The organism is Prevotella sp. oral taxon 306 str. F0472, assembly GCF_000257925.1.
Taxonomy (GTDB): domain Bacteria; phylum Bacteroidota; class Bacteroidia; order Bacteroidales; family Bacteroidaceae; genus Prevotella; species Prevotella vespertina.
Map to the genome: position 1 here is coordinate 48,225 of NZ_AJIN01000072.1, position 12,005 is coordinate 60,229.

Here is a 12,005-nt window from a genome sequence, read left to right on the forward strand (position 1 = left end):
CTATATTAACTTACGTGTCAGTATGTTTAGAGTTCTGCTTCAACAGCTTTCTGAACCTCTTTGCAATCAACAGTTGGCTCGAAACGAGCAACAACCTCGCCGTTACGATTTACCAAGAACTTAGTGAAGTTCCACTGAATATCGTTCTGTTTACGTGGTTCCGAGTTAGCCTTGTTGTACAAGTCTTCCATGATAGCAGCCAACTTCTCCTCGTAAGCACCACCATCATAACCCTTCTGACTCTTCAACCATGTGTAAAGAGGAAGTTCGTTTGCTCCGTTTACATCACTCTTCTTGAACTGTGGAAAGTCAGTCCCGAACTTAGCTGTACAGAACTCATGTATCTCTTCATCAGTACCTGGTGCCTGGTGACCAAACTGATCGCAAGGAACATCAAGGATTTCCAAACCCTTATCCTTCAAGCTGCGATACATAGCTTCTAGGTCTTCATATTGTGGAGTGAAGCCACAGCCAGTAGCAGTATTAACGATAAGAAGAACCTTACCCTTATATGTTTCGAGGCTCACCTCATTACCTTTTTTATCTTTCAAATTGAAGTCATAAACTGTTGCCATAACTTTTCTATTTTATAGTTTATAATGTTGTTTCTTCTAAAAAGTCGGTTTATCGTTAGAAGAAGCATGTCACCTCTTGTGGCTCCCACCATCGTCAGTGTCATGCTCCATTCCGTCTAACGTAATCACTTATCATCAAATAAAATTCGTATCATGAGAGTTTCTTATTCTCATTGTGGTTGCAAAGATAAAAAGAAAAGTTTATATCGTAGACGATTAGGCTTTATCTTTAACATAATTTCGCATGATCTCAATCTTTAAATAGGCTCTTTAAGTCGACTTAACAAAGCAAATTCCGGTTGAGAAAATTATTATTACGAATGCAGTTCATACTGAATAGAATTTATTACCTTTGCATTCAGCATATCTGATAACCAATTAGAAAGCTACAAACAAAGAATTAGTTTGATCCTAAACAACTGATGAAATGAAGAACAAGAATTATTATCAAGGGGCACCAAAGCATTATCTCTTATGTTATAACACTCATTGTGAGAAGGGCAAAACCTGCTTACATCGGCTCGTGGCAAGCGCAGAGGTATGTAGAGATAAAATCGTTAAGTGTGTCAATCCAGCTGTAAATAAGACGGACAACTGCATTTATTACCAGCCAGAAAAGGTCGTTCGCATGGCGTATGGCATGAGATATACATTCGACAAAGTGCTTGCCACAGATGTAGCAAGTATTCGTCGCCAACTCATTTCGCACTATGGTAATGGTTCCTATTACCTTAGGAGGAACGGAGAAAAGCCTATTCCGCCTGCCGAACAAGCGTTTATTAACAACGTGTTCAAGGACTTTGGCTATGAAGATGGAGCCATTTTCGATAGCTATAAGGATGAATTTGACTGGTAAATCAAGTCGTTTACTCGTAAACTTCTCCACTCGTTTACTTGCAGTTCCGCATTTACAGGATTATTACAAAAGGCTTGTAGAACCATTACAAAGCACTTGGAGAGGTATTACAAAGCACTTGGAGAAATCCTGTAGATGCCTTTCTTCGTTTGAGAATAGGCTTTTTTTCGTTACTCTTCCTTGATTTTTGCTAACGAAACAGAGCCTCCTTGCACTGGACTTCATTATCCGTTTCGTGCTACATCTCATCATTTTCAATCGAAGTAGATTGTAGAGAGATAGATAACTTATGCACAAAAAGAACACGGATTTAGCCTTTTTTTCGTTATCTTTGCAGGCAATAAAACATTGAGAACAAGGATGGGAACAGCAAAGAAGTATCTGTTAGGAATGACACTTGGCGAACTGAAAGAGGTTGCGAAGTCGTTGGGGATGCCTGCATTTACAGGTGGTCAGATGGCGAAATGGCTTTATACACAACATGTAAAGAGCATTGATGAGATGACAAACATCTCTAAGGCAAACCGCGAGAAACTAGCTGCTGAATATGAGATAGGCTGTAAAGAACCTATTGATGCTCAACATTCTAAGGACGGAACAATCAAGTATTTATTCCCTACGGATAGTGGGAAATTTGTTGAAACAGTATATATCCCAGAAGAAGATCGTGCCACATTGTGTGTTTCTTCACAGATTGGTTGTAAGATGAATTGCCTCTTCTGCCAAACAGGTAAGCAGGGCTTTGAAGGGAATTTGAGTGCAACTGATATTCTAAACCAAATATATTCCCTCCCAGAACGTGACAAACTGACCAACATAGTGTTCATGGGTCAGGGCGAACCAATGGACAATCTCGATAACGTTTTACGTACTACTGAGGTGCTGACTGCTGACTTTGGTTATGCGTGGTCGCCTAAGAGAATCACCGTAAGTAGTGTAGGAATCAAGGGGAAGTTAAAGCGGTTCTTGGAAGAAAGTAATTGTCATGTGGCAATCAGTATGCACTCTCCTCTGCATGAACAACGGTCGGAATTGATGCCTGCCGAGCGGGGAATGTCGATTGAGAGTATCGTAGAATTGCTAAGTAACTATGACTTTTCGCACCAGCGTCGGTTGTCTTTTGAATACATAGTATTTAAGGGAGTCAATGACTCTGAAGAGCATGCTAAGGAGATTGTAAAGCTCGTTAGGGGGCTAGAATGTAGGGTAAATCTGATTCGATTCCACCCTATTCCCAACATACCTTTGCATGGAGTTGACGACCACAAGATGGAACAATTCAGGAACTATCTAACGCAACATGGAGTCTTTACGACTATTCGTGCGAGTCGTGGTCAAGACATATTTGCCGCCTGTGGCTTACTTTCTACAGCCAAGAAGATTGCTGAAGAGAGACGATAAAGTTGAATAAGACAGTATCAAACTATACAAGATATACATATATGAACGAGAATAAAAGAGTCCGCGTAGCTATCACACACGGAGATACAAATGGTGTTGGATATGAGTTGATATTCAAGACCTTTTCTGAACCAGATATGCTTGAGCTATGCACACCCATTATCTATGGATCGCCAAAAGTAGCCACCTACCATCGTAATGCATTGGAAATGGAGGCAAACTTCACGATTATCAACGATGCAAGTGAGGCTAAAGAAGGACGATTAAACTTGCTCCCTGTCTTTGACGAAGAGATAAAGGTTGAGCTAGGGGTTGCTTCAGAGGAATCGGGCGAGGCTGGATTGAAGGCGATAGATAAGGCGCTGGAGGATTATCGTCAAGGCTTATTCGACGTGTTAGTGACTGCTCCTATTGATAATAATGACAAGTTCCATTTCTGTGGGCAAAGCCGTTATATTGAAGATCACTTAGAGACTGAAGGGAACGGATTATCTATCTTTATCCACGAAGGACTGCGTGTGGCATTGGCAACACGTAATCTTCCTCTCCGTCAAGTGGCTGATTCTATCTCGAAAGAAAGTATTGAGAACAAGACAAAAGAACTCTTCCAGAGCTTGCGCCGCGACTTCCGAATCTCTTGTCCACGCATTGCCATATTGGGATTGAACCCTAAGGCGGGCGATAATGGCTTATTGGGTTCAGAAGAAGAAGAGGTTATCATGCCTGCTATCAACGAACTCGTGGAAAAGGAGATACAAGTCTTTGGTCCGTATGCTGCCGATACCTTCTTCAGTAACGGCGATTATCAAGAGTTTGATGGGGTTTTGGCGATGTATTACGAACAAGGTTTATCACCCTTCCGCACACTCTCTGACTTCCAAGGAATCAACTATACATCAGGAATGTCACTCGTTCGTACAGCCGCAGAGATACCTAATAGCCTTGCGATTGCTGGGCAAGGCGTTGCCAACGAGCAGGCTTTCCGCCATGCCATCTACCTTGCTATTGACATCTTCCGCAATCGTGCAGAATATGACGAGGCTCTAGTTCATCCGCTACCAAAGCTCTATAAGGAGAAGCGTGATGAGAGTGATAAAGTGCGTTTCGCTATCCCTCATAAGCGGGAAGACCGCACTCCACATAGCGAGCGACACGAAGAGAAGCGAGGATAATATCTATCCAACAGATAGAACTCCATCCATAGACTCATGAGTAAAAAGCATCAGAATATATTCTTTGGGTTCGGCTTAGTCGTGTTAGTCATTATGATTACTCAACTCGACTTTGCTGATGTCTGGCGTAATCTACAGCATGCTGGTTACTGGTTCTTTGCCGTCATTGCACTATGGGCTGTTCTATATCTGTTTAACACATCGGCATGGTATGTCATCATAAAAAGCCAAACGAAAGGAAATACGGAACAGCAACGTGTTTCCTTTCATTGGCTTTACAAAGTGACGGTATCTGGCTTTGCACTTAACTATGCAACGCCTGGCGGATTGATGGGAGGCGAACCTTATCGTATCATGGAACTAACACCGAAGATAGGAGTTGAGCGTGCCACATCATCTGTTGTGCTATATGCTATGACACACATATTCAGTCACTTCTGGTTTTGGTTCCTATCGATATTCCTTTACTTGTTCACTCAACCTGTCACCCTATGGATGGGCACAATGCTAAGCGTCACTGGAATCTTTTGTATAGCAGCGATATGGTTCTTCTTGACAGGCTATAAGAAAGGACTTGCCGTGCGTGTGATGAGTATCGTGCGACACATCCCATTTATTAAGAAGTGGGCAGAGCCTTTCATTCATCAGCATAAAGAAGAACTCGATAACATCGACCGACAGATTGCATCACTCCATAACCAAAACCCACGTATGTTCTTTACAGCGGTTCTATTGGAGCTGTCCTGCAGAATCTGTAGTGCCTTAGAACTCTTCTTCATTCTATTGGTTCTCATGCCAAGCGTCAATTACTTCGATTGCATCCTCATTCTTGCTTTCACCTCGTTATTTGCCAACATGCTCTTCTTTATGCCTTTGCAACTGGGCGGACGCGAAGGCGGATTCCTCATGTCAGTTACTGGCTTAGGACTTAGTTCAAGTGCGGGTATCTTCGTCGCACTGATTGTCCGCATCCGAGAGTTGATATGGACTGCTATCGGCTTGTTGCTGATCAAGATTGAAAAGAGAAAAGAATAAAAGAGCAGTCTTATGAAGAGTACTTAACCAAAATACTATTAACTTATCCTATTAAATATCCATCTAAACAATAATGAAGATTCTTCATATATCTGACACACACAACAGGCACCATTTATTGACAAATCTACCTATGGCTGACATCATCGTTCACTGCGGAGATTTCACTGACATGGGAACAGAAAAAGAAGTTCTAGATTTCCTTAATTGGTTCATAACCCTACCCTATAGATATAAAATCTTCATAACAGGGAACCATGACCTATGCTTATGGGATGCAGATAATATAGAGGATTTACCTAATAACGTATTCTTCTTGCAAGATAAGAGTATTACACTAGAAGGTATTACACTCTTTGGATTGGGTTACAATCATGATGAAAAGAAAATCCCAACTAAGGCGGATATTATCATCACCCACGAGCCACCATTAATGATTCTTGACGAATCAGCAGGGAGACACTGGGGGAATAAGGCTATTCGTGACAGAATATTTAGAACCAAGCCCTATGCCCATCTATTCGGACATGCTCATGAGTCTGTAGGTAAAATTCTAATAAGTGACACCTTATATGCTAATGGAGCAGTATTAGATGATCAGTACCAATTATACCAGACACAACCATTATTACATAACATTTAATCATTCGGTATTATGAGCAACCATTATAAAAGAGGATTTCATGTAGATAAATCAGGCGAAACTCTCCGAAAGAGTCTATTAGAAGGACCATTAAACAAATTCTTGGAATGTGTCAACAAAAACCCAGATTTAACCTTTCAAATTAGAGACAACTACTTTAATATTTATTATTGGGGAGGTAACATAGCACGGGTCTATTCCGATAAGAGAATAGAGATTGACAGGAACTACTTCAGAAAACATTCTAAAAAAGAAGAAAAAGATCAACTTGAAATCATAGAAAAGGAAAATCATTGTCTACAGCTTTTCAAAGAGGGGAAATATGAGGCTTATATAGCATACATTAGTGCTGCTATGGAACACTATTGGCAGAATATTCTAAATGGTAAAGGCGTTGAAGAGAAAAAGGCACAACATCTTTTGTGTCTACGTAATCAGTACAAACTATCAGACTATACAATTATCGACTTAGAATATCAGGTCAGTAAAAGATCTGAATTCAAATATTGTGGGAATAAAAGAACCCCAGCAGGAAAGATACCATCACCACGCTTTGATATCATAGCCATAAGAAACAGTGATCATTGTCTATGCATCATAGAACTAAAGAAGGGAACCAAGGCGCTTAAAGGCACATCTGGACTCAAAGAGCATGCCCATTCGTATGCTTACTCTATTGGAGCTAATACCAAGACAGAAGAGGCATTTACTAAGGAAATGAACGAAGTTGTAGAGCAGAAGAAACAACTGGGGTTATTACCCAAAGATATCAAGATAGACTGCAGTCACAAACCTGAATTTATCTTTTGCTATCAATTCAAAGAAGATGGAACTAGTTTTGAGTCCCAAAAGAAGGTTTTCAGAAAGGAACAGAAAGGAGAAGCTAAAGGGATAAGAGTTATATGGCTAAACAAAGAAGAGTATCAGCTTTATGATAGATAAGCCCCAATTATCTTCATCCTATAACAACCTTTCAATATCACCAAAGAGCGTATATATAATATGATAAACATAACCATACATCGTGGAGCTAATCAAATCGGTGGATGTATTACTGAAATTGCAACTACAAAAGCTAAGATTATCATTGATCTTGGTAGTAATCTACCAGGAAATAGGGTAAAGGAACTAACTGTAGAACAAGTTACTCAAATTACTGCGGATGCGGATGCAATATTCTACACCCACTATCATGGAGATCATATAGGTCTATTTCATCTTGTTCCAAACGACATTCCACAATACATTGGTAAAGGAGCTTTGGAAGTTATCAAGTGCAAATATGATACCCTTTCCAAACATATAGATACAAAGGAAGAGCAAAATACTATTAATCATATGCGTACATACTTTGCCAATGAGCCTATACAAATCAAAGATATCCGAATTACCCCTTACTTCTGCAGTCATTCTGCCTTTGATGCTTATATGTTTAAGATTGAAACTGAAGGGAAAGTTATATTACATACAGGTGACTTTCGAAACCATGGCTATCTAGGAAAAGGGTTAGACCGCATTCTGAAATATTATATCGGGCAAATAGACCTTCTCATAACCGAAGGGACTATGTTGGGACGGACACAAGAGAAAGTATTACATGAAATGGATATCTTGTCTAATACCATTAAAGTTCTAAAACGGCATAAGTATGTATACGCACTCTGTTCTTCTACAGACTTAGAACGATTAGCCTCTTTTAAAGAAGCATGCAAATTAACACACAGAGTATTTTGTTGTGACCATTTCCTATCATCAATACTGGATATATTCACAAAATACACGAAGAGTAGTATCTTTAATTTCTCTAACAAATTTCTATTAAATCAATATAATGAACCAAAGGTTAGGGAATTTCTAATGAAGAGAGGTTTCTTAATACCTGTCAGAAGCAGCCAGATTGAACGTATAAAGAAACTGATAAATACTTACAATGACGCTCCTCCTTATCTGATTTACTCGATGTGGCAAGGATATCATAATGGGCAAGAAGAACACCTTAACCCACAAATCATTGCAATGCGGGAGCTCTTCAACGGAAGGATTTATGATGGGACTATAGATGGTTTTCATACCAGCGGACATGCAGATCTTAAAACCCTTCGTGACGTATGTATAAGAACAAATCCTCATACTGGAATTATATTCATCCACAAAGATTCTAATTCTTCAATAGAAGCTTTGCATCTTCCTACAAGAATCCATTTAATAAGAGCAAATACTATAAGAGACAATTTTACGATTCGCATCTATTAGACAGTAGCAAATCCCCAGTTGTATATACCTATATAGTAAAAACAAGAAATAACCATAAAGGCTAACCAACGGCAATTACTTGCCTCCACTTCTTTCAAGCTAACAAGCGAGAGAATGGCTATCAACACATTAATTATTCCCAAGCTCTCTCCTTATTATATCATAGGATTCGATACTTTCACTTCCACAAATATTGCCGACCGCACATGAGCATTGGATATAAGGTTCCACAGGTCGTTCACTTCGAGCAAGGCACACAGAAAAGAATGTGGAAGAATAAAGTTTATCCACAAAAGGATAGCAGGAATGGAAACAATCCACTATCTTTGCCAAGCCAAACAACAAATCGCTAATGAAGGTGTATGTCAATAAGCATAAAACTAAATGCTCCATTGAGAGCATCCAGTATTGCAACACAAGCGAAGCCACAAGCTCTGCATATCCAATAAAGACCAAGTGTCTAGCTTTCTTGTAGAATTACAAAAAAGCGTCTAGTCAAATCAGGAAAAGTCAATCCTCACAAGGAGGTTGATTCAAATAATAAATAAATTGAAGCAATGGGATTATATAGTATATCTGGTTTTTTGACTATAAGTTTAGTTTGCTATCTATTCTATCGCTTAAGGCAATCGCAATGCAAAAAGTCTTTGATGTATTCAGTTGCCTATATAGTCTTATGTTCTCTTCTTATTTCGGGCGTCATCGGGTTGTTTTATAGAGCACTAGAGGGCATGAACTATATAATAGTAGGCATTATTATGACATGGATTTGCTCTAAGTCACATCATTCTGGGGGAGGCGGTGAATATATGTATATAAGAGGCTGGATTGGTGCAATCGTATCATTAATATATGGAATATTAAAAATATTAGACATGATATAAACAAGATGAAAGTCACAAAAACTATAAAGTTCTATCTTACATGGTTTTATAATCTCCTTAGCAACATTTTAGCCCCCAATAAATTGATTCATTCAAACTAAAATGAAAGAACTTGCAAAGTTCTCGTAAAAATTAAATCATAATATGGAACAACTACCATTCAACTTCGCTTCCGTTCCCCCTACATGGGAACTCTGTTTTAACAAAGACTGTCCACACAAAGACACTTGTATGCATTATTTTACTGGTCAGCATCTACCAGACGATAAAACCGTGGGCTATGCCATATATCCCAATGCACTGCAAAAAGGCAAATGCAAGTTTTACGTGGAAAAACGGGTGATACGAGCAGCATGGGGATTTCACAATTTATTCCTCAACGTAAAACGCGTGGACGACACTCCGATACGCAGAGAAATTCAGCAATATCTCGGTAGTCGCCCCACCTACTACCGCTACATGAACGGACAACTTACCCTCACGCCCGAGCAACAAACGGGTATTATAAACATCTTCCGCTCGTATGGTTACACCGAAGAGTTAAGCTTCGACAACTACTTTACCCGTTATGCTTATGAATAAAATAGAGTATCATAATAGTCTCAAAGAATGAGACTCACAGTTTCATCCTATGAAACCCACCGTTCCATCCTATGAAACCCACCGTTTCACCCTATGGAACACACCGTTTCATTGCTTGAAACTCATTACACCTATGATGGAATGACTTTTTAGCTTAGGACTGGAGGATATAAAGTCTTATTTAATATGGATACAAATTGTAGAAAGAGATTACATAGATGGATTAAAAGATTCTCACTTTCTGACGATATTTATACAGATCGTCATATAACTGATTTTTGTAATGAAATACAAAGAAGAGAGTGGTTGAAAGTTTCTTTTTCAATCCTTGATATATGTACCGAATTTATTAAAGTAGAAGAATATAATGAATTTATATACATTGGCTTTTCTTTAAAAGATAAGAGGGAAAAAGTCATCCCAGAAACGTTAAAGTTAAGCATGATAGACAAATGGACTCCTCCTTTTATCATTCTATCAAAAAAGAGAATAGAGATTTCAGAAGACTATTTTGCTGCAAAAAATCTTTCGGAGATGTTGCACAAAAAAGTTTTTATTTGGCAATATAAAGAAGGTAGATTTTTTTCTACAAATGTCTATATAACTCTCTATTAAGAATTCTGGAAGCCCCAATCTCTTGGGATGACTCAAGTAACCCTAATGACCCACAGGCTGGTTATGGTTATATTCCAAATGACACTACACGTGAGGAGACTTTCTTCTATCACAGTGACTACCTCGGCTGTACGTCTTACATCACAGATGATAAAGCTAACATCACCCAGTATGATGCCTACTTGCCATATGGGAACTCCTCGTAGATGAACACAGCAGCACTGAAGACACTACCGTATAAGTTCAATGGTAAGCAGGTCGATGAGGAAACAGGTCTATACTATTATGGTGCAAGATGACACATTCAATGTTTTCTTATGGTTATTTAATTTATAAAAGGTCTACTTCTAATGGCAAAAGATTTTAATATATATACATATCCTACCTTTTTTTCATTGTTACTGATAATGCTAATACCATTTGCATTATCAGTAGATGATATTATGAATAATCACCAAAGCAATATGAAAATAATACTTTTGATTTCAGTATTTATAATCATTATTCTTATTTATGGATTAGTAAAAACTCGCAATAGAAAAATAGTCATAAATGAGTTGGGCTTACTAATTACAGAAAAGGAAGGAAATATGAAGATTTCATGGAAGGAAATATCGCACATATTTTTTTGTTCAACACCAATTTGGGGGCTATATGTAAAAATAACTTTTACTAATCGAAGGGATCCTTTAATTATTGACTTTGGGAAAAGCAGTTTGTGGAGTGTCAATTTTTATCGTTTTCGGATAGCCATATTGGCGTTTTCGCATAAAAAGGATATAATAGTTGTAAAATCCAATCAATGGTATCTAAAGCTAATATAAAAAATGAATACACCGATAGAGAAAAGACACATGACTATATTTGGTAACAGCAAGACAAGCTGCTACACCAATAACACAGGTGGGCAGCGCATCATGAAGAGTTACGGTACGATGGAGGGTGTGTATATCAATGGTGCACCACAGGGTATTACGTTTCATGAAACGGGTAACTTCACGCTTTATCCTGCCTCAATAATTAGCATTAACAATAATCGCTTTACAAAGCATTACTTCATCGGTGACAAACGAGTTGCTTCAAGGATAGGAATGGGTCTGTTTAATAACGTTTACGGACGCAATGGCTCATACGTAACTGCTGGTCAGCAGGACTATGCAGAGCGTATGAATCAGATTCAGACACAGAAGGAAGCATACTATAAGAAGGTGGGTGTAGCACCTGGTGATCCCATCAGAGATACGCACTATGGAACATTCTATACAACCATTAGTTCAATTTCAAGAGTTCCTAAAAGAAAATGAAAAAGTTCATAAATATCTTCTATCTTCTATTCGTTTTTGCTGTTTTTGGATGTGAGAATAAAAATACAGCCGCTGGTACTTTTAAGGATTCTATTATAGTCTTTTTTAGTCCGATATTTTCATCGCATAACTATTCTCCAAAAGAGTTATTAATAAGGTCAAAAAAGAATCAAGTTAATGACACGGTTGTTATGTCAAAGAAGGACTTTATGTCTATAAAGAACTATATTCAAAAGCAAATCCCATTAACAACCAAAGTAAAAGGTGTTCCAGAAATGCTAATTAAATCAGGGAATAAATCTATATTTCTTGTTAGACTTAGTAAGCGTTATACAACTGATGTAGAAGGACGTGCTTTGATTCCAAACAAGAAGATAATACAATTAATAAATGATTCTATAAAGGTGTATAATTATTTTTATAAAGATGATATTTTATTAGGAGATATGTATGACAAAGTACCTCAAGATTATAAATACTATAGAAAGTCCGGAGATAACAGATATTTGAAAGACAGTGGTATAAAAATTTTGATAATAGAAAGATAAAAACTTCGATGAAAATTATGTAAAGTACACACGATGACTTATCCTGATGGTGAAGTGGTGACTTATCACTATAATGCTGTAGGACAGGTGGAGAGTATGACGAGCAATAAACAGGGACGTCAGAGCGTTATTGTTGA

General features: G+C 38.2%; 12 protein-coding genes and 2 pseudogenes. 13 read left to right on the top strand and 1 reads right to left on the bottom strand.

The window, feature by feature from the left end; all coding sequences use genetic code 11:
• Positions 1-26: 26 nt before the first annotated feature.
• On the bottom strand, positions 27-575 hold the full coding sequence (locus HMPREF9969_RS12140) for a glutathione peroxidase (RefSeq protein ID WP_009436142.1): 549 nt from the start codon (positions 573-575) through the stop codon (positions 27-29).
• 427 nt (positions 576-1,002) lie between these two features.
• Between HMPREF9969_RS12140 and HMPREF9969_RS12145 the strand changes: the two genes are divergently transcribed.
• The 13 genes and pseudogenes from HMPREF9969_RS12145 (at position 1,003) to HMPREF9969_RS12205 (ending at position 11,868) form a co-directional block, all read left to right on the top strand.
• Positions 1,003-1,431, top strand: a complete 429-nt coding sequence (locus tag HMPREF9969_RS12145) for a DUF6078 family protein (RefSeq protein ID WP_009436126.1) — start codon at positions 1,003-1,005, stop codon at positions 1,429-1,431.
• Between the two features lie 360 nt (positions 1,432-1,791).
• Positions 1,792-2,832: a 23S rRNA (adenine(2503)-C(2))-methyltransferase RlmN gene (rlmN, locus tag HMPREF9969_RS12150; RefSeq protein ID WP_009436137.1), complete on the top strand. Its 1,041-nt coding sequence runs from the start codon at positions 1,792-1,794 to the stop codon at positions 2,830-2,832.
• A 41-nt stretch (positions 2,833-2,873) separates the two neighbouring features.
• Positions 2,874-4,004 carry a PdxA family protein gene (locus HMPREF9969_RS12155; protein WP_009436095.1) on the top strand — a complete coding sequence of 377 codons (1,131 nt, stop codon included), beginning with the start codon at positions 2,874-2,876 and terminating at the stop codon, positions 4,002-4,004.
• 36 nt (positions 4,005-4,040) lie between these two features.
• On the top strand, positions 4,041-5,039 hold the full coding sequence (locus HMPREF9969_RS12160) for a lysylphosphatidylglycerol synthase transmembrane domain-containing protein (protein WP_009436084.1): 999 nt from the start codon (positions 4,041-4,043) through the stop codon (positions 5,037-5,039).
• A 73-nt stretch (positions 5,040-5,112) separates the two neighbouring features.
• Positions 5,113-5,682 carry a metallophosphatase domain-containing protein gene (locus HMPREF9969_RS12165; RefSeq protein WP_009436143.1) on the top strand — a complete coding sequence of 190 codons (570 nt, stop codon included), beginning with the start codon at positions 5,113-5,115 and terminating at the stop codon, positions 5,680-5,682.
• A gap of 12 nt (positions 5,683-5,694) precedes the next feature.
• Entirely contained in the window at positions 5,695-6,624 is a 930-nt protein-coding gene (locus HMPREF9969_RS12170; RefSeq protein WP_083835331.1) for a hypothetical protein, read from the top strand.
• A gap of 60 nt (positions 6,625-6,684) precedes the next feature.
• Positions 6,685-7,935, top strand: a complete 1,251-nt coding sequence (locus HMPREF9969_RS12175; protein ID WP_009436139.1) for an MBL fold metallo-hydrolase — start codon at positions 6,685-6,687, stop codon at positions 7,933-7,935.
• Positions 7,936-8,963: 1,028 nt separating this feature from the next.
• Entirely contained in the window at positions 8,964-9,401 is a 438-nt protein-coding gene (locus HMPREF9969_RS12180; RefSeq protein WP_036895812.1) for a DUF6078 family protein, read from the top strand.
• A gap of 186 nt (positions 9,402-9,587) precedes the next feature.
• A complete protein-coding gene (locus tag HMPREF9969_RS12185; RefSeq protein ID WP_004382587.1) occupies positions 9,588-10,016 on the top strand; it encodes a hypothetical protein in 429 nt (142 codons plus the stop codon).
• A 14-nt stretch (positions 10,017-10,030) separates the two neighbouring features.
• A pseudogene (locus HMPREF9969_RS12190) lies at positions 10,031-10,315 on the top strand (hypothetical protein); the annotation flags it as partial.
• A gap of 51 nt (positions 10,316-10,366) precedes the next feature.
• A complete protein-coding gene (locus tag HMPREF9969_RS12195; RefSeq protein ID WP_004362459.1) occupies positions 10,367-10,840 on the top strand; it encodes a hypothetical protein in 474 nt (157 codons plus the stop codon).
• A 36-nt stretch (positions 10,841-10,876) separates the two neighbouring features.
• Positions 10,877-11,269, top strand: a pseudogene (locus HMPREF9969_RS12200) (hypothetical protein); the annotation flags it as partial.
• 47 nt (positions 11,270-11,316) lie between these two features.
• Positions 11,317-11,868, top strand: coding sequence for a hypothetical protein (locus HMPREF9969_RS12205; protein WP_009436131.1), 552 nt, complete (start codon positions 11,317-11,319; stop codon positions 11,866-11,868).
• Positions 11,869-12,005 lie beyond the last annotated feature (137 nt).

Coding starts and splice junctions, on each gene's coding strand:
- HMPREF9969_RS12205 (WP_009436131.1), top strand. CDS start 11,317: ATGAAAAAGTTCATAAATATCTTCTATCTTCTATTCGTTTTTGCTGTT.
- HMPREF9969_RS12155 (WP_009436095.1), top strand. CDS start 2,874: ATGAACGAGAATAAAAGAGTCCGCGTAGCTATCACACACGGAGATACA.
- HMPREF9969_RS12180 (WP_036895812.1), top strand. CDS start 8,964: ATGGAACAACTACCATTCAACTTCGCTTCCGTTCCCCCTACATGGGAA.
- HMPREF9969_RS12165 (WP_009436143.1), top strand. CDS start 5,113: ATGAAGATTCTTCATATATCTGACACACACAACAGGCACCATTTATTG.
- HMPREF9969_RS12160 (WP_009436084.1), top strand. CDS start 4,041: ATGAGTAAAAAGCATCAGAATATATTCTTTGGGTTCGGCTTAGTCGTG.
- HMPREF9969_RS12185 (WP_004382587.1), top strand. CDS start 9,588: ATGGATACAAATTGTAGAAAGAGATTACATAGATGGATTAAAAGATTC.
- HMPREF9969_RS12175 (WP_009436139.1), top strand. CDS start 6,685: ATGATAAACATAACCATACATCGTGGAGCTAATCAAATCGGTGGATGT.
- HMPREF9969_RS12140 (WP_009436142.1), bottom strand. CDS start 575: ATGGCAACAGTTTATGACTTCAATTTGAAAGATAAAAAAGGTAATGAG.
- rlmN (WP_009436137.1), top strand. CDS start 1,792: ATGGGAACAGCAAAGAAGTATCTGTTAGGAATGACACTTGGCGAACTG.
- HMPREF9969_RS12145 (WP_009436126.1), top strand. CDS start 1,003: ATGAAGAACAAGAATTATTATCAAGGGGCACCAAAGCATTATCTCTTA.
- HMPREF9969_RS12170 (WP_083835331.1), top strand. CDS start 5,695: ATGAGCAACCATTATAAAAGAGGATTTCATGTAGATAAATCAGGCGAA.
- HMPREF9969_RS12195 (WP_004362459.1), top strand. CDS start 10,367: ATGGCAAAAGATTTTAATATATATACATATCCTACCTTTTTTTCATTG.